This window comes from Streptomyces sp. CA-106110, from assembly GCF_050936285.1.
In the GTDB taxonomy this organism is placed as follows: Bacteria; Actinomycetota; Actinomycetes; order Streptomycetales; family Streptomycetaceae; genus Streptomyces.
Map to the genome: position 1 here is coordinate 7,721,455 of NZ_JBNJNB010000001.1, position 23,305 is coordinate 7,744,759.

Below are 23,305 nucleotides of genomic sequence, written 5' to 3' on the forward strand. Positions count from 1 at the left end.
GCCCTACTAGCAAGTGATGAAGAAGTTCATGGCTGCCGCGGTAGTCGCCGCATCCGTTGTCGGCGCCTCGGCGGCGGCCGCACAGCAGGCGCTGGCGATCAGCGACGACGGTGGCACGACGTCCACCAACGGCAACAGCTCCACGCAGCAGTACGGCAACTCGGCCACGTACGGCAGCATGAGCCCCCAGATGGCCCTCGTTCAGGGCTCCCTGAACAAGCCCTGTGTCGGCCTGCCGGCCAAGGTCAACGCCGGTTCGCGCGTCGGCGTCGTACCGGTCGCCGTCCAGGACGTCCCGGTCCTGTCCTCGCCGCAGAACCAGCAGTGCACCGAGAACTCCACTCAGGCCAAGGGCGACGAGCCGCTGTCGCACATCCTGGACGACATCCCGGTCCTGTCCGGCAACGGCACCGGCAACAGCTGAGCCCGGTACACCAGGAGTGGCCCGCCGAGCGGCTCGGCGGGCCGCCCCTTTGGCGCGCTCGGGCCGGTGCGACGGCTCTCGTACGGCCTCAGTCGCCGTACAGTTCCTCGATCTCCCGCGCGTACGCCTTTGTCACGGCCTGCCGCTTGATCTTCAGGGAGGGGGTGAGCAGTCCGTTCTCCTCCGTGAACTCGCCCTCGACCAAGGCGAATCTGCGGATGGACTCCGCCCGGGAGACCGCCTGGTTCGCGTGCTCGACGGCCTTCTGCACCTCCGCGCGCATCTGCGGATCGCGGACCACCTCGGACATCGGGGTGTCCGTGGGCAGTTTGCGCACGGCGAGCCAGTGGGCGACCGCTTCGGGGTCAAGAGTGATCAGGGCGGCGACATAAGAGCGGTTGTCGCCCACCACGATGCACTGGCCGACGGGCGAGCGGCTGCGCAGCCGGTCCTCCAGGACGGCGGGGGAGACGTTCTTGCCGCCCTTGGTGATGAGGATGTCCTTCTTCCGGCCGGTGATGGTGAGATAGCCGTCCTGGTCGAGCGCCCCCAGGTCGCCCGTGGCGAACCAGTCGCCGCTGAGCACGGCGTCCGTCGCCGCGGGGTTGTTCCAGTACCCGCCGAAGACCACGCCGCCCTTGATCAGGACCTCGCCGTCGTCGGCGATGCGGACGGCCGTGCCCGGGACGGGCAGGCCCACCGTGCCGGGGCGGGGCCCGAGGGGCGGGACGATGGTGGCGGCGGCACTCGTCTCGGTGAGCCCGTAGCCCTCGTAGACCATGATCCCGGAGGCGTAGAAGAACAGGCTGAGATCCCGGTCGAGCGGGGAGCCGCCGCTGATGGCGTACTGCATCCGGCCGCCCAGCTCCTTGCGGATCCGCCGGTAGACCAGCAGGTCGTACAGTGCCCACGCCGCGTACGACCCCGGGCCCGGGCCCTTGCCGCCGCCCAGGAACTTCCTCAGGTGCGCGGCGCCGAAGCTGACCGCGACACGGTCGGCGCGGTCGAAGGAGGCGCCGCGGCCGATCCGTTCGGCGGTGGCACGACCCGTGTCGTGGATCTTCTCGAAGAGATAAGGGACGGCCACCAGGAACGTGGGGCGGAACTCCCGTAGCGCGGGCCGCAGTTCATCGGGCTTGATGCTCGGGAAGTGGCCCAGCTCGATACGGGCCATCAGGCAGGCGATCTGCAGGGTGCGGCCCAGGATGTGGGCCAGCGGCAGGAACAGGAGGGTCGAGGCGACCTGGCCGGTGACCTCCTTGAAGACGGGGTGGACCAGTTCGACGGTGTTGGCGGCCTCGGCGTGCAGGTTGGCGTGGGTGAGGACGCAGCCCTTGGGGCGGCCGGTGGTGCCGGAGGTGTAGCAGACCGTGGCCACCGTGTCGGGGGTGAGCGCGGCACGGCGTTTGGTCACCTCCTCGTCGGGGATGCCGCGGCCGAGGACGGCGAGCCTGCCGAGGGCGTCCTCGTCCAGACACCACACCTGCGGCGGCTGCGGATGCGAGGCCGTCGCCGTCGCGACCGTGTGCGCGTTCTCCGCGCTCTCCACGACGGTGAAGCGGGCTCCGGAGTCCCGCACGATCCAGTCGACCTGCTCGGCGGAGGAGGTGGCGTAGACGGGAACGGACTGTCCGCCGGCCGCCCAGATCGCGAAGTCGAGAACGGTCCACTCGTAGCGGGTGCGGGACATGACCGCGACCCGGTCGCCGGGTTCGAGACCCGCTGCGATCAGCCCCTTGGCGGTGGCGGTCACCTCGGCGGCGAAGGCGGCCGCGGTCACCGGCCGCCAGGTGGCGCCCTCCTGACGGCGCAGCACCACCGCCCCGGGAGCCTCCGCCGCGTTGGTGAAGGGCAGGTCGGCGGTACTGCCGGCCGAGGGGCGCGGCGCCATCGGCGCGCTGCGCACCTCGCGGACCGTCCCCGCATCGTCCCTGATCAGCTCGACCCCGGCGCGGTCCACCAGGTCGCTGCGCCTCCGTGCCCGTTTCAGATCCCTGCGTACGCTCATGACGGCTCCGGTCGCGGCTCGCGTGCGGACGTGCGTACTTACTTGGAAGTCAACTTACTCGCGAGTTAAGGATTTTCAACGGTGCGGACAAAGATCGTGCGGTTCGAGGGCGCGCGGTGCGGGGGACGGGTCAGTCCACGCCCCGCAGTGCGGACGCCTCCCGGATCGCCTTCGCGAGGCTCCGTACGTCCGTGTCCTGCCGGCGCGCCGCCAGCCCCTCCGCGTGTTCCGCGAGTGCGGTGAGGCCCGGACTGCCGGGGAGCGGGGCCTGGTGCGCGGCGTCCTGGCGCAGGTCGTCGGCGAAGTACGCCGCCGTCGCCGCGACCTGGAGTCCGTACGAGGACCGCCACACATCGTCCTCGAGGGAGCCGGTCTCCAACTGCCCCGACTCCTCGTGCGGGGCGCGGGTGCCGGGATCCAGCCAGCGGACGCTCGCCGTGGCGAGGTGCCCGGTGGCGCCGGGCTGGGTGCGGACCGCGTAGAGCGCGGTGACCGTGTGGCCGGGGCCGACCTCGCCTCCGTCCACGCGGTCGTCGCGGAAGTCCTCGTCGGCGACGCGCCGGTCGTCGTAGCCGACGAGGCGGAACTCCGCCACGGTCTGCGGGTCGAAGGCGACCTGGGCCTTCGCGTCCCGGGCCGTCAGCTCGACGTTCTGCGGCAGCTGCTCGCTGAAAACGCTGCGGGCGTCCTCGTCGGAGGAGACGTACGTCGTGTGCCCGTCGCCCCGGTCGGCGAGGCGTTCCATGAGCGCGTCGCCGTACTCGCTGCCCACACCGACCCCGAAGAGGGTGATGCCGTGCTCGCGGCGGGCGTTCGCGATGCGCTCCAGGATGGTGTCGGCATCGGTGTCGCCGGTGTTGGCCAGCCCGTCCGAGAGCAGCACGACCCGGTTGGTGGCGCCCGGGCGCAGACCCTCGACCGCGGTGGCGTACCCGGTGCGGACACCCGCGCCGAGGTTGGTGGAGTTCGTGGGCCGCAGTTCGTCGATCGCGTCGTGGACGCGGGCGCGGTGGCCGCCGACGCGGGTCATCGGCAGGACCGTCCTGGCCTCGTCGCTGAAGGTGACGAGCGCGATCGAGTCGTCGTCCCGCAGCCGGTCGGTCAGCATACCGAGGGAGTCCCTGACCAGGTCGAGGCGGCCGGGCTCGCCCATGGAACCGGAGACGTCGACGACGAACGTCAGCGCCGCGGGCGGGCGTTCGCCCTCCGGCGCGGTGCGGGTGGCGAGGCCGACCCGGACCAGCGACCAGCCGTCCTTGCCGGTGCGCGCGCCGTCGACGGTGACGGTGAAGCCGTTGCCGCGCGGCCGTTCGTAGTCCTGGCGGAAGCTGTTGACGAACTCCTCCGGGCGTACGGTCGCCGGATCCGGCAGACGCCCCTCGGCGAGGGTGCGGCGCGTGTAGCCGTACGAGGCGGTGTCCACGTCCAGTGCGAACGTGGAGAGGTGGTTCGCACTCTCCCGGCCGTCACTCCGCCCCGCGCTGTACGCGGGTGCGGGGAACGGGGCCGAGCCGTACGACTTGCCCGAGTGGTCCGAGGCGCCGCCCGAGCAGCCGGTGATCAGCAGGCCGCCCGCGATCATGAGCGCGAGCAGCGTGCCGTGCGGTCGTCGTGTCCGGTAGTCCCCCATGGGTGCCCCCTTGTCTCCGCTGACGTCGACGTCTGTGACTGTGACGGCGGAAGGGGCCCGGATGTGCGGTACGGGGCGTTGCGGATGGATCTCGAACCGGCCACGGCGGGCGGCCGCCGAGACCGGTGGGAGATCCTCCGTTGACCTAGGACACGATGTCCTTGCGCGCGAAACCCCGGAAGGCCAGCGCGAACAGCACGAGCGCGTACGTTATGGAAACCACGGTGCCCTGGATCAGGCCGGCCCACTCCGGACGCGGCTGAACGGCGTCGACCCAGGCGTACTGCCAGTGCGCGGGCAGGAAGTCGCGCCAGTGGCCGAGAGCGGTGACCGCGTCCAGCACGTTCCCCACGATGGTGAGACCGACCGCGCCGCCGACCGCGCCCAGTGGCGCGTCCGTCTTGGTCGACAGCCAGAACGCGAGCCCGGCGGTGACCAGTTGGGACACGAAGATGTACGCCACCACGACCGCGAGCCGTCCGGCCGCCGTGCCCGCGGCGAGGGAGCCGCCGGTCGGTATGTCCAGCGGTCCCCAGCCGTAGGCCGCCGTGCCCACCGCGAGCGCGACGACCGGCAGCAGCACCATGGCCGCGAGGCTCAGGCCGAGACCGACCACGAGCTTGGACCACAGCAGCCGGGACCGCGGGACGGGCGCCGCGAGCAGATAGCGCAGCGAGGACCAGCTCGCCTCGGAGGCGACCGTGTCACCGCAGAACAGGGCGACCGGGATGACCAGCAGGAACCCGGCGGACACGAAGAGGTTCACCGCTACGAAGTTGGCGCCCGACGCGGTCGCCGTGTCCATCAGCGTGACCTGGCCGTTGCGGGCGCCGGGTTGACCGCCGATGGCGAAGGCGATCACCAGCACGAAGGGGAGCAGGGCCAGGATCGCGCCCATGACGAGCGTCCGGCGCCGCTTCAACTGCCGGACGAGCTCGACCCGCAGGGGCAGCGTCCGCCGCGCCCGGTAACCGTCGGCCGTCTCCGCCCGCTCGGCGAGCGCACTCATGCGGAACCTCCGATCAGAGTGAGGAAGGCGTCCTCGAGACGCCGGTGGGGACCCAGCGAGGCCACCGGCACCTCGAGCCGGACGAGTTCGACGAGAAGCCGAGCGGCCGCCGCCGACCCGCCGGTGCCCCCGGCAGGCACGGCGGTCACGACCGGCTCGCCGGAGCCCTCGGACACGGCCGGCTCGTCGGAGACCGTCCCGGAGGCGATCGGCTCCTGAGGGGTCACGGCGAGCGCGAGTGCCACCACGGAGACTCCGGCGGGCGAGTCCGGCCCGGCAGAACCGTCCCCGGTCACCATCGGCCCGGCGGGCACATCGGTGGCAACCGCCGCCCCGGACACACCGACCGGTGTCATCGGCTCCGCAGGGGCGGTCGGCTCCGGGTGGCGTCCCGGTGCGACGACTGGCTCGGCGGGGGACGCCAGGCGTACCAGCAGTCCGCCCTCCGTCCGTACCGCCGAGGCCACTCCGGGCAGCGCGGCCACCTTCTCCACGAGCGGGTCGGGGACATCGGCGGCCAGACCGACCAGGAGCGTGTCGCCGGAGCCCACGATCTCGTCCACCGGGCCCGCCTGGATGAGACGCCCACGGTCCATGACCACCAGATGGGTGCAGGACTGCTCGACCTCCGCCAGCAGGTGGCTCGAGACGATCACCGTGCGGCCCGCCGCCGCGTACCGGATCATGACCTTGCGCATCTCGCGGATCTGCGGCGGGTCCAGGCCGTTGGTCGGCTCGTCCAGGATCAGCAGGTCCGGCAGGCCGAGCATCGCCTGGGCGATCGCGAGGCGCTGACGCATGCCCTGCGAGTAGGTGCGCACCGCGCGCGCCAGCGCGTCCCCCAAACCGGCGATCTCCAGCGCCTCGTCCAGATGCGCGTCCTCGGGCGGGCGACCCGTCGCCTGCCAGTACAGCTCCAGGTTCTCCCGGCCGGACAGATGCGGCAGGAATCCGGCGCCCTCCACGAAGGCGCCGACCCGGGACAGCACCGGGGCACCGGGACGGATCGCATGGCCGAAGACCCGGATCTCGCCGGCGTCCGGCTTGATCAGACCCATCAGCATGCGGAGCGTCGTGGTCTTGCCGGCGCCGTTCGGCCCGAGCAGGCCCAGCACCTGGCCCTTCTCCACGCGGAACGAGACGTCCCGCACCGCGTACCGGTCCGCCGCGCCGGCGTATCGCTTGCTCAGGTCCGTGATCTGCAGCGGCACGGAGGCCAGAGCGGGATCGGGCGCGGTGGCCGTTCGGCGCCTGCGGCCCGTCAGGAGCAGTGCGAGGGCGATCAGCGCGCCGGCCGGCGGGAACCACCACACCCAGGAGGGAAGCGGGGCCGCCGCGGTCGTCACACCCGGTGCCGTCGGCACCTCCAGAGCACCCTTCAGGGCGACCGTGTACGTGGCGGGCGCCGCCGGGGAGGCATAGCCGAGGTCGGTCGAGGCCAGGACCAGCCGCAGCTGGTGCCCCTTCTGCACCTCGTGGTCGATCGCGGGCAGGGTCAGCGTGACGTCCTTGCCGGCCTTGGCGCCGGTCACCCGGACGGGGGCGACCAGTTGTGAGGGCAGGACCGGCTGGACGCTGCCTGGCCCGACGTCGTACACCTTGCCGAACAGGACGGCGTCGTCACTCGTCGACGTCACATGGACGGTCACCGTCGGCGAGCCGGTGATCCACAGGTCGCCGCGTACGGGTTGTGAGTCGAAGTGCGCGTACTGCCCGGGGAAGTCCAGCGACGCCCCGATGCCCAGCGACGACAGCTGGGACAGGCCGCCTTGGCCGCCGAGACCGGGGAGCGCGGAGACAGCGGGCGGGTTGGCACCCGCCGGGTTCGCGAAACTCTGCTGCCGACCGCTGAGCGAGACCGTCCTCCGGCCGCTCTCCAGCCCCGGGTACAGGTCCCCGCTCGCGCCCCGGAGCAGGATCGTGCCGTCCGTGGAGTTGAAGCCGCCGGTGCGGGTGATGCGGAAGGCAGGGCCGGTGTCGACACCCGTCTTGTCCTTCAGATAGCGGTCGAACCACGCCGTGACGCGCGCCTGTACGCGACTCGTCTCCAGGTCCCCGCCGTCGTGCCCGCCCGCGATCCAGTCGACGTCCACGGGGGCGCCGTTGGCCCTGATCGCCCTGGCCGCCGCATCGGCCTGGCCGAGCGGGAACAGTGAGTCGGACTGACCCTGCACCAGGAGCGTGGGCACCTTGATGTCCTTGCCGACCGCGAACGGGGACCGCTCCTCCAACAGAGCCCGCGCCTGCGCGTCGGGCATCCCGGACTCGGCCACCCGGTCGTACATCCGGCACAACTCGGTGGTGAATCTGCCGCAGCCGCCGCCGGAGTTCATGAAGACGCCGGCCCACAGCTTCTTGAACACCCCGTTCGGGAACAGGGCGTCCGCCAGATTCCAGTAGGTGATGGCCGGGGTGATCGCGTCCACCCGGTGGTCGTACCCCGCGGCCAGCAGCGAGATGGCACCGCCGTACGACCCGCCCGCCATGCCCACGCGCGGGTCGCCGGGCTTGTCGAGCTGGACGTCGGGCCGCTTCGCCAGCCAGTCGATCAGCTTCGAGACGTCGGCCACCTCGCCCTTGGGGTCGTTGAGCCCGATCTTCCCGGTGGACCTGCCGAATCCGCGTGCCGACCAGGTCAGCACCGCGTACCCGTCGCGCGCGAGCTGCTCGGCCTGGCCCTCGACGTCCTTCTTGCTGTCGCCGAAGCCGTGCGCCAGCAGGACGGCCGGGCGGCGGCCACCGGATCCCGAGGTGAAGTACGAGGTGTCGATCCGGACTCCGCCGCCCATGTCCATGAGCCTGTCGGCGCGGTGCACGGCAGGCGCGTCGTCCGAGGCGACGGCCGTCCACGTGCCGGCACCGGCCAGTACGAGGAGGACCGCGGCCACGGCGGCCACGGTCCTTCGGCGCAGCCCCCGGACTGCCCGCAGTCGAAGATCCATGCGTCAACGGTAAGGCCCGGCACCGACAACCGAAGCAGCCGCCGGGCTGAACCGCTGCCCTCCCGGAGGCGTACGGCTCCGCTGCCGCCTACCGCAGGCGTGGTACGTGAAGGCCGGAGGAAAACCGCCGTGCCACGGCCGCCGCGGAAGTCGCCGTGACCGGGAGCTCGTCGACCGGCCCGCGCGCGGAACAGGCCGAGCGGTTCCTGACCGCCGCGGGGGACCCTTCGACCGGCTCGTGCGTACCGAACGGGCCGAGCGGTTCTTGAGCGACGACCGCGGCCGGCCACCGTCTCTCCCCGGCCCGCGACGAAGGCGCAGCCACCCCTGGCGGTTCCGTCAGCCGCGGTTACCCCAAGGTGAGGCGCCGGTCCCGGGGGATGACGCGGACCATGGAGTTGACCAGGTGGTCCACGGCGTCCGCCCCTGGTCTGTCGGAGAGGTTCGACAGCAGCCGCACCATGGCACCCATGACGCGCGGCGACTTCACCGCGTTCTGGGTGACCAGGCTGGTGAACATCGGACGGGCCATCAGCGAGGAGAAGCCCCGTCCCAGGCGGTAGTAGCGGCCGAGGCGGGTGGAGATCTCCTGGCGGTAGCCGCTGAGAACCTGTTCACGGGAAACCCCCGAGGGCCGGCTGACGGCCTGGGCCACGAGGTCGGCGGCGAGTTCCGCCGACTCCATCGCGTACGCGATGCCTTCGCCGTTGCACGGGTTGACCATGCCTCCCGCGTCACCGATCAGCAGGAGACCGCGGTGGTAGTGCGGCAGGCGGTTGAATCCCATGGGCAGTGCGGCGCCGCGCAGCGGGCCGTCGGCGCTTCTCTCGTCGTGCAGTCCCCACTCCTGCGGGGTCCGGTCGAGCCACGGGGCGAGCATCTTGCGGACGTCGGTGGCGCCGGTGCGCGAGTCGTTGAGGACGCCGAGGCCCACGTTCACCCGGCCGTCGCCCATGGGGAAGATCCAGCTGTAGCCGGGGAGGATCCGTCCGTCCGGGCGGCGCAGGTCCAGCCAGGACTCCAGGTAGGGGTCCTCGTGCTTGACGGGGCTGCGGTAGTAGCGGCGCACAGCGGTGCCCACGGGACGGCTCGCCAGTCGGGTGACGCCCATGGCCAGGCCCAGTCGTCCGGCGACGCCGTCCGCCGCGATCACCACCGGCGCGCTGAACGTGAGGGGCCTGCGCTCGGGGCCCACGGCGACGACGCCGGTGATCCGCCCGCTCGCGTCCTGGACGGGTTCGACGGCCTTGGTCCCCGTGTGCAGCACGGCACCCGCCGCGACCGCCCGCTCGGCGAGGATCCGGTCGAAGTCGTGCCGGGTGCGGGTGAGGCCGTAGCCAGGGAATGAGCCGCTTTCGGGCCAGTCGACCTCGAGGACCACTCCGCGGGAGACGAAGCGCAGCCCTCGGTTGCGGCTCCAGCCCGGAGCGGACGTGTCGATGCCCATGCGCACGAGGTGCCGGACGGCGCGCGGGGTCAGCCCGTCCCCGCAGACCTTCTCCCGTGGAAAGACCGCCTTTTCGACCATGACCACGTGCACACCCTGCCGCGCCAGGTGGTACGCGGCCGTCGATCCCGCCGGACCGGCCCCCACGACGAGCACCTGTGAGTCGATCCGTTCCGGACCCCTCACGTTCGTGGCTCCCCCGGTGCGGACCCCGACGCGCCGGACGCGGACGCGTCGGACGCCTGCGGGACGGTCGCGCGGTGCAGCGCGACGATGCCTCCGGTGAGGTTGCGCCAGGCGACGTGTCCCCAGCCGGCCTCTTTGATCATCGTGGCGAGCCGGGGCTGGTCGGGCCAGGCGAGGATGCTGTCCGACAGGTAGGTGTAGGCGGCCGGATTGCTGGAGACACTGCGGGCGATCCGCGGCAGGCCGCCCATCAGGTAGCGCAGGTAGACGGTGCGGAACGGCGGCCAGACGGGGTGACTGAACTCGCAGACGACAAGCCGTCCGCCGGGCCGGGTGACCCGTGCCATCTCGCGCAGCGCGGCCACCGGGTCGACCACGTTGCGCAGGTCGAACATGATGGTCACGGCGTCGAAGGCGTGTGCCTCGAAGGGCAGCGACAGAGCGTCCCCGACACGGATGTCCACGGACCTGCCACCGCCCTGGGAGACCATCCCCGGCGAGCGGTCGATGCCGATGACCGTGGCTCCTGACCTGGCCAGTTCCTCGGTGGACACCCCCGTCCCGCAGGCGACGTCGAGGCATCGGTCGCCCGCGCGGAGGCCCAGTGCCGCCCGGGTACGGGCGCGCCACACCCTGTCGCGGCCGCCGGACAGCAGCGTGTTGGTCCGGTCGTAGTGGTGTGCCGCTTCGTCGAACATGCGCGTGACGTCATCCGGATTCTTGGCGAGAGTCGCACGGTTCACCGACCGCTCCTCAGATCTGTCCAGGCGGAGGTGACTACAGGTTTCCCCGGCGTTCCTGTTCACGTTCCACGGCCTCGAACAAGGCCTTGAAGTTCCCTTTTCCGAAGCCCTGGCTGCCGTGACGTTCGATCAATTCGATGAAGAAGGTGGGGCGGTCGACGAGTGGCCGGGTGAAGATCTGCAGCAGATAGCCGTCGTCGTCCCGGTCGACCAGAATTCCGCGTTCGCGCAGTGCGGCGATGTCGACGCGGACCGTCCCGATACGGGCGCGGAGTTCCGGGTCGTCGTAATAGGTGTCGGGGGTCGTCAGGAAATCGACGCCCGCCGACCGGAGCGCATCGGTCGCGGCGAGGATGTCGTCCGTTTGCAGGGCGATGTGCTGGACGCCGGGCCCGCGGTGGTACTGAAGGTATTCGTCGATCTGGGACCGCTTCTTCCCGGGAGCCGGTTCGTTCAGCGGGAGTTTCACCTTTCCTGTCCCGTCGGCGACGACCTTGCTCATGAGGGCGGAGTACTCGGTGGCGATGTCGTCGCCGATGAACTCCGCCATGGTGGTGAAGCCCAGTACACGCCGGTAGAAGTCGACCCATTCGTCCATGCGGCCGTATTCCACGCATCCCACGGTGTGGTCGACGCGGTGGAAGAGCCGGGGGCCGCGGGGTGCGGGAGCCACGGACGGCCGGTCGAAGCCGGGCATGAACAATCCCTGGTACCGGCCGCGTTCCACCAGGGTGTGGCGCAGTTCCCCGTAGGTGGCGAGGGCGGCGGTACGGATCTGCCCCGACTCGTCGGCGTGGGTGGTGGGTTCCTGGACCAGGGTGGCCCCGGCGGCGACCGCGTGGGCCACGGCCGCGTCGAGGTCGGCCACTTCAAGGGCGATGTCACTGACACCGTCCGCGTGATCGGCGGCCCATCGGGCGGCGGTGCTGTCCGGCTCGACTCCGCCGGTGACAAGGAGCCGCACCTCACCGGAGGTGAGCAGATATTCCACCGTGCCGTGGCGGGACTTCTCACCGGCGCGATGGGCGGTCAGCTCCATGCCGAAAGCCGTGACATAGAAGTACGCTGCCTGCCGCGCGTTTCCCACGCACAGCCGAATGTGATCGATCCCCAGGAGTTCCGGAGGTCTTTTTCCGTCAGAACCCGCGTCCTGCTCCAGGGAACGAGGGGAAAGCGTGGTCGTGTGCAGCTCCATGCCCGGAGTCCTTTGTCGTGAGGACAAACGGAAGGATTCCCGCCGACGCAGCATCCTGGCATGCCCGATGCCGGGAAACACCGGCCCCTGGACCGGGTGAGTGACCCATTCACCCGCAGGGACCAGGGGTCCTTCGCCGCACTGATCTCGCGTGCGAGCATGCGTCGTCGCCACAGTGCCGCATGACGCACGGCCACCGCGCATGCGCGCCCGTCCTCCTACGCCGCCAGAAGGCTCCTCATGACGTCATCCACCACGGCGCAGCCCTCCGGGGCGCAGGCCGCTCCCGGACAGCCGCCTCACGGGCTGACCATGGACCGCCTGTCGTTCATCCTGTTCGGGCACGCGGCCTTCCAGTACCTGAACGCGGCCTGCGAACTCGGCCTGATCGAACTGCTCCTCGCGCAAGGCCCGCTGACGGAGGCGGAGATCCGCGACCGCCTGGAGCTCAAGGAGCGGGCCGGGGCCATTCTGCTGCTGGGGTGCACCTCCCTCGGTCTGACGGTCAAGGAAGGGTCGCGCTACCGGGCAGCCGACCTCATCGTCGCACTCGAGAAGGACGGGACCTGGCCCAAGATCAAGGACACGGTCGGCTTCGAACAGCACATCGTCTACGAAGGACAGGCGGACTTCGTCGACTCACTGCGGCAGAACACCAACGTGGGCCTGCGGCGCATTCCGGGTGACGACCCCGACCTGTACCACCGCTTCGCCGGCCACCCGCGCCTCGAAGACGTCTTCTACCGCTACATGCGCTCCTGGTCCGAACTGGCCAACGAACACCTCGTGCGCAAGCTCGACCTCACCGGTGCGAGGCGTCTGCTCGACTGCGGCGGTGGCGACGCCGTCAACGCGATCGCCCTGGCCCGGCACAATCCCGGCCTCGACGTCACCGTGCTGGAGATCCCCGCGTCCGCCAAGGTGACCGAGGCTCGGATCGCCCAGGCGGGCCTGGCCTCCCGGGTCTCGGTACACCCGTGCGACATGTTCGCCGACCCGTTCCCGGCGGACATGGACTGCGTGCTCTTCGCACACCAACTGGTCATCTGGACCCCCGAGGAGAACACGGCCCTCCTGCGGAAGGCCCACGAGGCCCTGCGGCCCGGCGGCCGTGCCGTCGTCTTCAACTCGATGTCCCACGACGAGGGGGACGGACCGCTGATCGCCGCCCTCGACAGCGTCTACTTCGCGTCCCTGCCCGCCGAGGGCGGGATGATCTATCCCTGGCGCGTGCACGAACAGTGCCTGCGGGAGGCGGGGTTCGGCGCCGTCGAGCGGATGACGGTGCCCGGCTGGACTCCGCACGGCATCATCGTGGCGACCAAAGAGGCCCTATGAGCCCCACTCGGGCGGCCGCCGCACCGGCCGGGATCGGCCCGGTGGCCGCCTTCCTCAGACTGGCCCGGGTCAAGTTCCTGTTCCAGAGCATGATGGTGACCGGCTTCGGGGTCACCCTGGCCGTCCACGCGACGGGCGAGTTCTCCTTCTCGGCGTATCTGCTCACTCTCGGGTTCGCCTGGTCGACCCACCTGATGACGCACTTCTGCAACGAGTACTTCGACCTCGACGCGGACCGGGCCAACCCGTCCCCCACGTCCTGGACCGGCGGCAGCCGGACCCTGGTCGACGGGCTCCTCCAGCCCGGTGTCAGCCTCTCCGCCGCCTTCGTCGCCCTGTTCACCGGCATCGCGCTGACGGCCGCGATGCCCAGCGGATCCGCGAGATTCCTGGCCGTCACGCTGATGGCACTGGCCTGGTTCTACACGGCTCCTCCCTTGCGGCTGAACTACCACGCGTTCGGCGAAGTGACCTGCGCGGCCGTGCTCTACGGCATGGGCCCGCTGCTGGCCGCCCTGCTGCAGGCCGGCCGGTTCAGCCCGCTGCTGCTGTGGTGCACGGCCGTCGTCTGCCTTCTTCAGGTGCTGCGCTGCCTGATCATGAACCTGGCCGACATCGAAGGCGACCGACTTGTCGGCAAGCACACCCTCGCCGCCGCCCTCGGCCCGGTGCGCGTGGTCAACGCGTACGGGGCCGGGCAGGCGGGCCTCTACACCGGCGTGCTGGCGCTGACCGCCACCGGTCGGCTGCCGCTGATCGTGGCGGCCGCCCTGTTCGTGTGCGCTCCGGCCGGCATCCATGCCTTCCGGGGACTGCGGCGCGGAGCGCTGGCGGAGCCGTACAGCGCGGACCGCGTCACCTTCTGGGCCTCCATGCAGCTTCCGCTCACCACCTGCGCGACCACGACGGCGCTGCTCGTCGACCTCGCCGTGCGCGGCACACCGGCACCCGCGCTGTGGGTCGTCATCGCGGTGGGCACCTCCGCGCTGTTCGTGGGGTGGCTGGTCCGGACGGCTGTGGCCGCGCACCGGCGGCGGCCCGGGCGCGGACGCGCCACTCCGGCTCCGCGCCCCGTCGAGGACCGGGCACCTCAGCCATGAGCGGTCCGGCACACGCGTCAGAGGCCGGCACACAGATCTGCGGGACGGCGGCGGCACTCCAAGCCCTCGGTGTCCAAGCCCTCGGTGCCGTGCCCATGCCCCGCTGCCGGCGGGAGCGATGCACCGCGGCGGCGGGGCACACCGCCCGGCGGGAGACCTGAGGGTGCCCGCCACATGGTGGCACCGCACGGGCGCGACCCCGCCCTGGGGAGACGCACTTCGGTCCCACGGTGCCCGGATGGAGGGGTATCTGTGGCGGTTCACGGACACCGAGCGGCGCCGGGTCCTCGTGGTCGCGTGCGCGGTCAACCACCACCGGAGCCGTACGTGGGGAAGCGTGACGGTCGCGGCGAGCCCGCTCTCCCTCGTCCGATCGACCACTCAGGACGGGGCCTGGGCCGCCTCCGGCCGCCACGCGGTGCGCGTTCCGCCCGTGCTCGACTTCGCCCGCGACACGCTGTGCGTCCGTTTCGCGGACGTGTGCCTGGAGGCGACCGTCGTGCCCGCGCCGGCGCGGCGGACCCTCCTTCCGGCCGCGAGCGTCTTCTCCCTGCTGCCGGGGCTCAACCACTACTGGCACCCTCACCTCTTCGACGCGCGGGTTGAGGGGACGGTACGGCTGGGTGAGCACTGCTGGGACCTCTCGGCGTGCGAGGTGTACGCGGAGAAGTCCTGGGGGCGTGGCTTCCCTCCCCAGTGGTGGTGGGGGCAGGCCCAGGGTTTCGACGGCGGCGGAATCGGTGTCGCGTTCGCCGGCGGCCTGCTCGGGCGGGGCCCGGTCACCGTGCCGGTCAGCGGCATGGTGATCAGCATGGGCGGCCGGCGCGTCCACCTGTTCCCTCCGGCGGCGATCGTGCGGGGCGGACACCGGGCCGGCCGGTGGCGGCTCACCGCCACCGGACCGCGCATCCGTGCTGAGCTCACCGGTGAGGCGGCGGGCAGCCCCGTTCTGCGGCTGCCCCTGCCCTCCCTCACCCCACACCGTCTCGGCCACTCCACCCACCATCCGGTGGGCACCGTCCACCTCCGTGTCCTGCGCGGCGGCCGTCCGGTGTACTCGGGTTCCTCGGCACTCGCCGCTCTGGAGACGGGTGTGGCTCCGGCCCTCTGACCTGCTGCGGACAGCCCCCGGCGGGACTCTCCAGGGGGTTCAGACCTGTGCGTCCTCCGGGATCGACACCAGCCAGCGGGTGTCGCGGCGCGGGCGCAGGTACAGGGCCCAGTACAGCGTGGCGACCGCCGTGATGCCGCCCGTCCACAGCAGGTAGTCGACCTCCTGCTGGCTGAGGACGTACGCGAGGACCGCGATCAGCAGGAGCGGCATCGCGGGCCACAGCGGCATCCGCCACGCGGGCGTGTGCCGGTGCGAGCCGCGCCGGGCGAGCAGGGCGGCGACGGCCACCAGCAGGTACATGCCCGTCACCGAGACGCCGGTGACGCCGTAGAGGGTGTCCAGATTGACGAAGCAGAGGAGCGCGCCCGGGACACCGACGACCAGGGTGGCGACCCACGGGGAGCCGAACCGGCCGAGCTTGGACAGGGCGTTGTTGACCGGCCCGGGCCAGGCCTTGTCGCGGGCCGAGGCGAACAGAACGCGGGAGTTCTGGATGACCATGACGATGCCCGCGTTGATGATGGCGAGCGCCACGCACAGGCTCACGAAGGTGCCGACGGCCGAGTTGGACCAGGCGGTCACCATGCCGCTGATGTCGCCGCTCGTCAGCGCCTTCAGGTCGGAGGCGCCCATGGTGATGGCCACGACCGGCACCAGGATGACCACGGTGGAGATGGCGAGGGTGGCGAGGACCGTGCGGGCGACGTTGCGGCGCGGGTTCTCCAACTCCTCGGAGAGGTAGACGGCGGTCGAGAAGCCCTGGGTGACGAAGAGGGCGATGGCGAGCCCGGAGACCACCAGCATGGCCGTCACGGTGTCCGTGTGGCCCTGTGAGCCGGCCACCTGCATCGAGACCAGGCTGCTCGGGCCTCGCTGGCTGTGGGTGAAGCCCAGGACCGCGACGACGCCCGCGGCCACCACTTCCAGGACCAGGAAGATACCGGTGATCCAGGCGTTGGCACGGAGGTCCAGCAGACCGGCCAGGGTGGCGAGCAGCATGACTCCCGCACCCGTCATCGCCGGGTCCAGGTGGACGATCGGTGCGAGGTAGTCCGCCGTGCCGATCGCGATCACCGGCGGAACGATCACGACGACCAGCAGGGACAGCACGAAGACCAGCCAGCCCGCCAGCCGTCCGGCCAGCGTCGAGACCATCGCGTACTCGCCGCCCGCGCTGGGGATGAGGGTGCCCAGCTCCGAGTAGCAGAACGCCACGGCGATACAGAGGAGGGAGCCGATCGCGATCGTCACGGCGGTCGCGGTGCCCAGCGAGCCGAACAGGTCGGGTACGACCACGAAGAGCGTGGAGGCGGGCGTCACGCAGGACAGCGTGAGCAGGGTGCCGCCGACGACGCCGATGGAGCGCTTGAGCGTCTTGGGACTGCTCTCCGGTGCCGGGGCTACGGAGGTGTCGACAGGGCGGAGCGTATCGGTCATGCGGCGGGTTCCGATCGACTCGTGCGGCGGTGGTTCGGGCGGGAGCGCTATCGCCTCCGGAGGCTGGGTCGTCCTGCTGCTCGTCCTCTCCCGGTGGGCTGCATGGAACCCCGACGAAAACCGCTGCGTCAATGGCCGTTTACCTTCGGATTCCGTACTTGTAAAGCGACCTACGTCACGTTGCTTTCTCAGGACATGGCGTCCATCTTTCTCATTACTCAAAACCTTGCGTCGTTGGACCTTGCTTTCGAAGGTGTTTCACGGTCTGAGCCTTCATCACCCGTTTGATGACACCCATACGGGAACCGCAGCGAACGCGTTAAAAAAATGTCAGGCCGTCCGGTATCCGGACGGCCTGACGGGGCTTACGACGGTGCGTCAGTGGTTGCGCGGGAACCCGAGGTCGACGCCCGCGGGGGCCTCCGACGGGTCGGGCCAGCGGGAGGTGACCACCTTGCCGCGGGTGTAGAAGTGCGTGCCGTCGTTGCCGTAGATGTGGTGGTCTCCGAAGAGCGAGTCCTTCCAGCCGCCGAAGGAGTGGTAGCCCACCGGGACCGGAATCGGCACGTTGACGCCGACCATGCCCGCCTCGACCTCGAGCTGGTAGCGGCGGGCCGCGCCGCCGTCCCGGGTGAAGATGGCGGTGCCGTTGCCGAACGGCGAGGCGTTGATGAGCTCGACGCCCTCCTCGTAGGTGTCGGCGCGCAGCACGCACAGCACCGGGCCGAAGATCTCGTCCTGGTAGGCCTTCGCCGTGGTCGGCACCTTGTCCAGCAGCGAGATGCCGATCCAGTGGCCGTCCTCGTAGCCGTCGACGGTGTAGCCGGTGCCGTCCAGGACGACCTCGGCGCCCTCCGCCGCCGCGCCCGCCACGTACGACGCCACCTTGTCGCGGTGCACCTTCGTGATCAGCGGGCCCATCTCGGAGGTCGTGTCGTTGCCCGGACCGATCTTGATCTTCTCGGCGCGCTCGCGGATCTTCTCCACCAGCTCGTCGCCGATGGCGCCGACGGCCACCACCGCGGAGATCGCCATGCAGCGCTCTCCCGCCGAGCCGTACGCCGCCGAGACCGCCGCGTCGGCCGCCGCGTCCAGGTCGGCGTCCGGCAGGACCAGCATGTGGTTCTTGGCGCCGCCCAGGGCCTGGACGCGCTTGCCGTTCGTGGAGGCCGTGGTGTGGATGTAGCGGGCGATCGGGGTCGAGCCCACGAACGACACCGCCTTGACGTCCGGGTGCTCCAGCAGCCGGTCGACGGCCACCTTGTCCCCGTGGACGACGTTGAAGACGCCGTCCGGCAGTCCGGCCTCCGCCAGCAGTTCGGCGAGGCGGACGGACGCCGACGGGTCCTTCTCGGAGGGCTTCAGCACGAACGTGTTGCCGCATGCGATGGCGATCGGGAACATCCACATCGGGACCATCGCCGGGAAGTTGAACGGCGTGATGCCTGCGACGACGCCCAGCGGCTGCCGGATCGAGGCCACGTCCACGCGGCTGGCGACCTGCGTGGACAGCTCACCCTTCAGCTGCACGCTGATACCGCACGCCAGGTCGACGATCTCCAGGCCGCGGGCGACCTCGCCGAGCGCGTCGCTGTGCACCTTGCCGTGCTCGGCGGTGATCAGCTCGGCGATCTCGTCGCGGTGCGTGTCCAGCAGCGCCCGGAACTTGAAGAGGATGGACGTGCGCTGCGCCAGCGAGGACTGGCCCCACGTCCGGTAGGCGTCCTTGGCCGCCGCTACGGCCGCGTCCACCTCGTCGACGGACGCGAAGGCGACCTTCGTGGTGACGGCGCCGGTCGCCGGGTCCGTCACCGGACCGTACGTACCCGACGCGCCTTCGACGGTCTTGCCGCCGATCCAGTGATTGACGATCTTCGTCATGCCCAGAAACTCCTTCACAGATGGCGGCGTCGGGTCGAGACGTGCCGGTCGTACTCCTCGCGCGCCTTGACCGCCGACGGCCTTGTCGCGGTCTCGGCCACAGGTACATCCCACCAGGCCTGTGCCGGGGGCGCGCCCGACACAGTGTCTGAGGTTTCGCTCTCCACGTAGACACATGTGGGAGTGTCCGCGTCGCGCGCCTCGGCGAGGGCGGCACGCAGGCCCTGCACGGTCTTCGCACGCAACACGCGCATGCCCAGGCTCGCCGCGTTGGCGGCGAGGTCCACCGGCAGCGGCGCCCCCGTGTAGGTGCCGTCCTGCGCCCGGAAGCGGTAGGCGGTGCCGAAGCGCTCGCCGCCCACCGACTCCGACAGGCCGCCGATGGAGGCGTAGCCGTGGTTCTGCACGAGCAGGACCTTGATCGCTACGCCTTCCTGCACGGCCGTGACGAGCTCCGTCGGCATCATCAGATACGTGCCGTCGCCGACCAGCGCCCACACGGGCCGGTCCGCGGCGGCCATCTTCACGCCGATGGCCGCCGGGATCTCGTAGCCCATGCACGAGTAGCCGTACTCGAGGTGGTACTGGTCACGGGAGCGGGACCGCCACAGCTTGTGCAGGTCGCCAGGGAGCGAGCCGGCCGCGTTGACGATGATGTCCGACTCGTCGACGACGGCGTCGAGTGCGCCGATGATCTGCGGCTGAGTCGGCCGGACGTCGGGTTCGGCGGCCTCGAAGCAGGCCTCGACCCGGTGCTCCCAGCGCTGCTTGTCCTCCGTGTACTCGGCGACGTACGCCGCGTCCACGCGGTGGTCGTGCAGTTCCAGCGCCTCGGTCAGTTCCTCGATACCGCTGCGCGCGTCCGCGACCAGTGGCCGGCCGGAGAGCTTGTGGCCGTCGAACGGGGCGATGTTGAGGTTGAGGAAGCGGACGCCGTCGCCGCTGAACAGGGTTCCGGAGGCCGTGGTGAAGTCGGTGAAGCGGGTGCCGATGCCGATCACCAGGTCGGCGGTGCGGGCCAGTTCGTCGGCGGTCGCCGTCCCGGTGTGCCCGACGCCGCCCACGTCCTGCGGGTGGTCCCAGCGCAGCGAGCCCTTGCCGGCCTGCGTGGACGCGACCGGGATGAGGGTCGCCGAGGCGAACTCGGCGAGGGCGCCCTCGGCACGGCTGTGGTGGACGCCGCCGCCGGCCACCACGAGCGGGCGTCGGGCGGAGCGGATCGCCTGGACGGCCTCGGCGAGTTCGACGGGGTCGGCGGCCGGACGGCGCACCGTCCACGTCCGCTCGGCGAAGAACTCCTCGGGCCAGTCGTAACCCTCGGCCTGCACGTCCTGCGGCAGCGCGAGCGTGACCGCGCCGGTGTCGACCGGGTCGGCGAGGACGCGCATGGCCCCGAGTGCGGCCGGTATCAGCGCCTCGGGGCGGGTGATCCGGTCGAAGTACTTCGAGACCGGCCGCAGACAGTCGTTGACGGACACGTCCCCGGCGTGCGGGACCTCGAGTTGCTGGAGCACCGGGTCGGCCGGACGGGTGGCGAAGACGTCGCCGGGGAGCAGCAGGACCGGGAGGTGGTTGATCGTGGCGAGAGCGGCGCCGGTGACCAGGTTGGTGGCACCGGGCCCGATGGACGTCGTGACGGCATGTGTGGAGAGCCGGTTCGACTGGCGGGCGTAACCCACCGCCGCGTGCACCATCGACTGCTCGTTACGGCCCTGGTGGTAGGGCATGGCATCGCCGTACTCGAGCAGGGCCTGCCCGATGCCCGCGACGTTGCCGTGGCCGAAGATGCCCCATGTCGCGCCGATCAGCCGGCGGCGCACGCCGTCGCGCTCGGTGTACTGGGCGGCCAGGAAGCGTACGAGCGCCTGCGCGACCGTGAGCCTCGTCGTCGAGGTCATCGGTATCCCTCCGTATGGTCCGGGTGGAAGCAGATCCGCCACTGGCGCTCCCCACCCGGCCCGGCCATGACGTTCAGGTAGTACATGGTGTGTCCGGGCTGGGCGATGGAGGGGCCGTGCCAGCCGTCGGGTACGAGCACGGCGTCGCCGCTGCGGACCTCGGCGAGGACGTCGGATCCGCCCTCACGGGAGGGGAATACGCGCTGGTACCCGAAACCGTTCGGGCCCTCGATCTCGAAGTAGTAGATCTCCTCCAGCTCCGTCTCCTCGCCCGGCCGCGTCTCGTCGTGCTTGTGGGGCGGGTACGAGGACCAGTTGCCGCCGGGCGTGATCACCTCGACGGCGATGAGCTTGTCGCACTCGAAGGCGTCGGCCGAGGCGAAGTTGCGCACCCGGCGGGCGCAGGTGCCACTGCCGCGCTCTTCGACGGGGACCTCCGGCGCGGGGCCGTAGCGGGCGGGGAGTCGGCGCTCGCACTTCGCTCCTGCCAGGGCGAAGCGGCCTCCCGCGCCGGAGGCGATCTGGACCCGGGCGTCCCGGGGCACGTACGCGAAGTCGGAAGCTCCCGCGAATACGTCGTCCCTGCCCAGGAGTTCGAACCTTTTGTCCTCAATGTGCACGTTACAGGCACCCTCGAGGGGAAGCACGATCCATTCGCTGTCACCGGTGGTGAACATGTGCGAACCGCCGGGCGCGAGTTCCACGATCCGAAGGCTGCTGTGACTCCAGCCGGCCCGCTTGGGGGCGATGTCGAGGGCGTACTGCGCGTTCGCGGTGGCGCCCCTCGGGACGTACAGCTCGTTGCTCATGCGGCCCTCACAGAAGTCCTACGGCGGTGTCCACGGCCGCGATGACGTCGCCGTCCGCCGGGTACAGCAGCGAACGGCCCACCACCAGGCCCTTGACAGTGGGCAGTTGGAGGGCGCCGCGCCACTTCTCGTACGCGCCCTCCTGGTCCTCTCCGACGTCACCGCCGAGCAGCACGGCGGGCAACGTGGAGGTCTCCATGACCCGGGCCATGTCGTCCGGGTTCTCCGTGACGGGGACCTTCAGCCAGGTGTACGCCGAACTCCCGCCCAGACCACTGGCGATGGCGATGGACCTGGTCACGGCGTCCGCGCTCAGGTCGTTGCGGAGCGCGCCCCCGGCGATGCGGCGGCTGATGAACGGCTCGACGAAGACGGGCAGCCGGCGCTCGGCCATCTCGTTGATGCAACGCGCGGCGGACTCCAGGGTGTCGAGCGATCCCGGATCGTCGTAGTCGATGCGGAGCAGCAGTTTTCCCGCGTCGAAGCCGAGCCGCTCGATGTCCTGCGGGCGGTGGCCGGTGAACCGGTCGTCCAGTTCGAAGGAGGCGCCCTGAAGGCCGCCGCGGTTCATCGACCCCATGACGACCTTGCCGTCCAGGGCGCCGAGCAGCAGCAGGTCGTCCAGGATGTCGGCGGTGCCGAGCACCCCGTCGACACCGGGACGGGACAGTGCCAGGCACAGCCGCTCCAGCAGGTCGGCGCGGCTCGCCATCGCCATCCTGCGGTCGCCGACACCGAGGGCGCCGCGGGCGGGGTGGTCGGCGGCGACGATCATCAGCCGGTCGGCGTCGTCGATCAGGGGGCGGCGGGCCCGGCGAGCGGCCGCCTCGGCGATCGCCTCGGGACGGTGGGCACGGAGGCGGACGAGTTCGGCGATGTCCACGCGCGCGGCGGGAGTCTGCTCGTGTGCCACGCGCGCGATGGGGGCCCTGCTCTGTGCCAGGCTCGCGGTCGCGTTCTCCTCGTCATCCACGCGTGCGGCAGCGGCCTCCTGGTTCTCCACACGTGCGCGCACGACCGTGGGGCCCGTCCGGTAGGCGGTGCCCGCTCCCTTGGGTCGTGCGTCCCCGCCGCGCCCGGCCGTCATCGCACCGCTCCCGCCGTGACCGCTTCCTCGATCTCCTCGGCCGAGGGCATGGCGGACGAGCACTCGAGACGGGAGGCGACGATGGCGCCTGCGGCGTTCGCGTGCCGCATGATCTGCTCCAGCGGCCAGCCGGCGAGCAGCCCGTGGCAGAGGGACCCACCGAAGGCGTCACCGGCGCCCAGGCCGTTGAGGACCTTGACCGGGAGCGGGGGGACCTCCGCCGACTCGCCCGTGTCGGCGACGGCCAGGACGCCCTTGGGGCCCTGCTTGACGACCGCGAGTTCGACGCCGGCGTCCAGCAGGGCGCGGGCGGCGGTGTGCGGGTCGCGCTCGCCGGTGGCGATCTCCACCTCGTCGAGGTTGCCCACGGCGACGGTGGTGTGGCGAAGGGCCTCGGTGTAGAACGGGCGCGCGGCCGCCGGGTCCTGCCAGAACATGGGCCGCCAGTCGAGGTCGAAGACCGTGATCCCGGCCTTGGCGCGATGGGCGAGCGCGGCCAGGGTGGCGGTGCGGCTGGGTTCCTCGCTCAGGCCCGTGCCCGTCATCCAGAAGACGTGCGCGGCGCGGATCGCGTCCAGGTCCAGCTCGTGCGCGTCGATCTCCAGGTCCGGAGCCTTGGGCTGCCGGTAGAAGTAGAGCGGGAAGTCGTCCGGCGGGAACACCTCGCAGAACGTCACCGGGGTCGGCAGTCCCGCGACCGGCGTGACCCAGCGGTCGTCCACGCCGAAGCCGCGCAGCGCCTCGTGGAGGTAGGTGCCGAAGGGGTCGTCGCCCGTGCGTGTGATCACGGCCGTACGTCGTCCGAGGCGTGCGGCGCCGACCGCGACGTTCGTCGCCGAACCGCCGAGGAACTTCCCGAAAGACGTCACCTGCGGCAACGGCACGCCCGTCTGCAGCGGATAGAGGTCCACGCCGATCCGGCCCATGGTGATCAGGTCGTACGGCTCGCCGGGGCCGGGCGGGCCGTCGGGCCCTTCGGCGGAGTGCGGCGCGGGCTCCTTGAACTCCTCCATCGAGTTCCCTTCGCATCGGCTGCCCCCAGGTCTAGCCGCGCTGA

17 protein-coding genes are annotated in these 23,305 nt (G+C 71.0%); 4 read left to right on the plus strand and 13 right to left on the minus strand.

The features are described from left to right. Nucleotides 1-16 precede the first annotated feature (16 nt). Complete coding sequence (locus ACQEXA_RS35570) at nucleotides 17-424, plus strand: rodlin (RefSeq protein ID WP_433132057.1); 408 nt, start codon at nucleotides 17-19, stop codon at nucleotides 422-424. A gap of 88 nt (nucleotides 425-512) precedes the next feature. On the opposite strand, the gene ACQEXA_RS35575 is transcribed toward ACQEXA_RS35570, so the two are convergent. The 7 genes from ACQEXA_RS35575 to hppD all read right to left on the minus strand — a co-directional run bounded on the left by ACQEXA_RS35575 (nucleotide 513) and on the right by hppD (nucleotide 11,584). Further along, nucleotides 513-2,432: an AMP-dependent synthetase/ligase gene (locus tag ACQEXA_RS35575; protein ID WP_433132059.1), complete on the minus strand. Its 1,920-nt coding sequence runs from the start codon at nucleotides 2,430-2,432 to the stop codon at nucleotides 513-515. 130 nt (nucleotides 2,433-2,562) lie between these two features. Beyond that, a complete protein-coding gene (locus ACQEXA_RS35580) occupies nucleotides 2,563-4,062 on the minus strand; it encodes a YfbK domain-containing protein (protein ID WP_432927965.1) in 1,500 nt (499 codons plus the stop codon). A 145-nt stretch (nucleotides 4,063-4,207) separates the two neighbouring features. Then, nucleotides 4,208-5,071, minus strand: a complete 864-nt coding sequence (locus ACQEXA_RS35585) for an ABC transporter permease (protein WP_359399218.1) — start codon at nucleotides 5,069-5,071, stop codon at nucleotides 4,208-4,210. Continuing rightward, nucleotides 5,068-8,013 (minus strand): alpha/beta fold hydrolase, encoded by a 2,946-nt coding sequence (locus tag ACQEXA_RS35590; protein WP_433132061.1) that lies wholly within the window; start codon nucleotides 8,011-8,013, stop codon nucleotides 5,068-5,070. The genes ACQEXA_RS35585 and ACQEXA_RS35590 overlap by 4 nt, the downstream gene beginning before the upstream one ends. Before the next feature lie 349 nt (nucleotides 8,014-8,362). Beyond that, nucleotides 8,363-9,646, minus strand: coding sequence for a geranylgeranyl reductase family protein (locus ACQEXA_RS35595; protein ID WP_432927961.1), 1,284 nt, complete (start codon nucleotides 9,644-9,646; stop codon nucleotides 8,363-8,365). Next, the gene (locus ACQEXA_RS35600) at nucleotides 9,643-10,389 is read right to left on the minus strand and encodes a demethylmenaquinone methyltransferase (protein WP_432927960.1); all 747 of its coding nucleotides are present in this window, start codon (nucleotides 10,387-10,389) and stop codon (nucleotides 9,643-9,645) included. Before ACQEXA_RS35600 ends, ACQEXA_RS35595 begins: the two co-directional genes overlap by 4 nt. A 34-nt stretch (nucleotides 10,390-10,423) precedes the next feature. Beyond that, the gene (hppD, locus tag ACQEXA_RS35605; RefSeq protein ID WP_432927958.1) at nucleotides 10,424-11,584 is read right to left on the minus strand and encodes a 4-hydroxyphenylpyruvate dioxygenase; all 1,161 of its coding nucleotides are present in this window, start codon (nucleotides 11,582-11,584) and stop codon (nucleotides 10,424-10,426) included. 240 nt (nucleotides 11,585-11,824) lie between these two features. On the opposite strand from hppD, the gene ACQEXA_RS35610 reads away from it, so the two are divergent. The 3 genes from ACQEXA_RS35610 to ACQEXA_RS35620 all read left to right on the plus strand — a co-directional run bounded on the left by ACQEXA_RS35610 (nucleotide 11,825) and on the right by ACQEXA_RS35620 (nucleotide 15,133). Beyond that, nucleotides 11,825-12,922 (plus strand): methyltransferase, encoded by a 1,098-nt coding sequence (locus ACQEXA_RS35610; protein WP_433132063.1) that lies wholly within the window; start codon nucleotides 11,825-11,827, stop codon nucleotides 12,920-12,922. Next, nucleotides 12,919-14,022, plus strand: a complete 1,104-nt coding sequence (locus ACQEXA_RS35615) for a prenyltransferase (RefSeq protein ID WP_432927954.1) — start codon at nucleotides 12,919-12,921, stop codon at nucleotides 14,020-14,022. Before ACQEXA_RS35610 ends, ACQEXA_RS35615 begins: the two co-directional genes overlap by 4 nt. Nucleotides 14,023-14,260: 238 nt before the next feature. Beyond that, nucleotides 14,261-15,133, plus strand: a complete 873-nt coding sequence (locus tag ACQEXA_RS35620) for a tocopherol cyclase family protein (protein WP_432927953.1) — start codon at nucleotides 14,261-14,263, stop codon at nucleotides 15,131-15,133. 39 nt (nucleotides 15,134-15,172) lie between these two features. On the opposite strand, the gene ACQEXA_RS35625 is transcribed toward ACQEXA_RS35620, so the two are convergent. The 6 genes from ACQEXA_RS35625 to iolC form a co-directional block, all read right to left on the minus strand. After that, nucleotides 15,173-16,573 carry an APC family permease gene (locus ACQEXA_RS35625; protein WP_432927951.1) on the minus strand — a complete coding sequence of 467 codons (1,401 nt, stop codon included), beginning with the start codon at nucleotides 16,571-16,573 and terminating at the stop codon, nucleotides 15,173-15,175. A gap of 378 nt (nucleotides 16,574-16,951) precedes the next feature. After that, the gene (gene mmsA, locus ACQEXA_RS35630) at nucleotides 16,952-18,454 is read right to left on the minus strand and encodes a CoA-acylating methylmalonate-semialdehyde dehydrogenase (RefSeq protein ID WP_433132066.1); all 1,503 of its coding nucleotides are present in this window, start codon (nucleotides 18,452-18,454) and stop codon (nucleotides 16,952-16,954) included. Between the two features lie 14 nt (nucleotides 18,455-18,468). After that, a complete protein-coding gene (gene iolD, locus ACQEXA_RS35635) occupies nucleotides 18,469-20,352 on the minus strand; it encodes a 3D-(3,5/4)-trihydroxycyclohexane-1,2-dione acylhydrolase (decyclizing) (protein ID WP_432927947.1) in 1,884 nt (627 codons plus the stop codon). Further along, entirely contained in the window at nucleotides 20,349-21,161 is an 813-nt protein-coding gene (iolB, locus tag ACQEXA_RS35640) for a 5-deoxy-glucuronate isomerase (RefSeq protein WP_432927945.1), read from the minus strand. The genes iolD and iolB overlap by 4 nt, the downstream gene beginning before the upstream one ends. A 7-nt stretch (nucleotides 21,162-21,168) precedes the next feature. Beyond that, the gene (locus ACQEXA_RS35645) at nucleotides 21,169-22,038 is read right to left on the minus strand and encodes a Cgl0159 family (beta/alpha)8-fold protein (protein WP_432939168.1); all 870 of its coding nucleotides are present in this window, start codon (nucleotides 22,036-22,038) and stop codon (nucleotides 21,169-21,171) included. Between the two features lie 206 nt (nucleotides 22,039-22,244). Then, nucleotides 22,245-23,261: a 5-dehydro-2-deoxygluconokinase gene (gene iolC / locus ACQEXA_RS35650; protein ID WP_432927943.1), complete on the minus strand. Its 1,017-nt coding sequence runs from the start codon at nucleotides 23,259-23,261 to the stop codon at nucleotides 22,245-22,247. Nucleotides 23,262-23,305 lie beyond the last annotated feature (44 nt).

Excerpts from the sequence above, each read along its gene's own strand:
- iolC (WP_432927943.1), bottom strand. The coding sequence starts at position 23,261 with ATGGAGGAGTTCAAGGAGCCCGCGCCGCACTCCGCCGAAGGGCCCGAC.
- mmsA (WP_433132066.1), bottom strand. The coding sequence starts at position 18,454 with ATGACGAAGATCGTCAATCACTGGATCGGCGGCAAGACCGTCGAAGGC.
- ACQEXA_RS35570 (WP_433132057.1), top strand. The coding sequence starts at position 17 with ATGAAGAAGTTCATGGCTGCCGCGGTAGTCGCCGCATCCGTTGTCGGC.
- ACQEXA_RS35575 (WP_433132059.1), bottom strand. The coding sequence starts at position 2,432 with ATGAGCGTACGCAGGGATCTGAAACGGGCACGGAGGCGCAGCGACCTG.
- ACQEXA_RS35585 (WP_359399218.1), bottom strand. The coding sequence starts at position 5,071 with ATGAGTGCGCTCGCCGAGCGGGCGGAGACGGCCGACGGTTACCGGGCG.
- ACQEXA_RS35625 (WP_432927951.1), bottom strand. The coding sequence starts at position 16,573 with ATGACCGATACGCTCCGCCCTGTCGACACCTCCGTAGCCCCGGCACCG.
- ACQEXA_RS35580 (WP_432927965.1), bottom strand. The coding sequence starts at position 4,062 with ATGGGGGACTACCGGACACGACGACCGCACGGCACGCTGCTCGCGCTC.
- ACQEXA_RS35590 (WP_433132061.1), bottom strand. The coding sequence starts at position 8,013 with ATGGATCTTCGACTGCGGGCAGTCCGGGGGCTGCGCCGAAGGACCGTG.
- hppD (WP_432927958.1), bottom strand. The coding sequence starts at position 11,584 with ATGGAGCTGCACACGACCACGCTTTCCCCTCGTTCCCTGGAGCAGGAC.
- iolB (WP_432927945.1), bottom strand. The coding sequence starts at position 21,161 with ATGAGCAACGAGCTGTACGTCCCGAGGGGCGCCACCGCGAACGCGCAG.
- iolD (WP_432927947.1), bottom strand. The coding sequence starts at position 20,352 with ATGACCTCGACGACGAGGCTCACGGTCGCGCAGGCGCTCGTACGCTTC.
- ACQEXA_RS35620 (WP_432927953.1), top strand. The coding sequence starts at position 14,261 with ATGGAGGGGTATCTGTGGCGGTTCACGGACACCGAGCGGCGCCGGGTC.
- ACQEXA_RS35615 (WP_432927954.1), top strand. The coding sequence starts at position 12,919 with ATGAGCCCCACTCGGGCGGCCGCCGCACCGGCCGGGATCGGCCCGGTG.
- ACQEXA_RS35610 (WP_433132063.1), top strand. The coding sequence starts at position 11,825 with ATGACGTCATCCACCACGGCGCAGCCCTCCGGGGCGCAGGCCGCTCCC.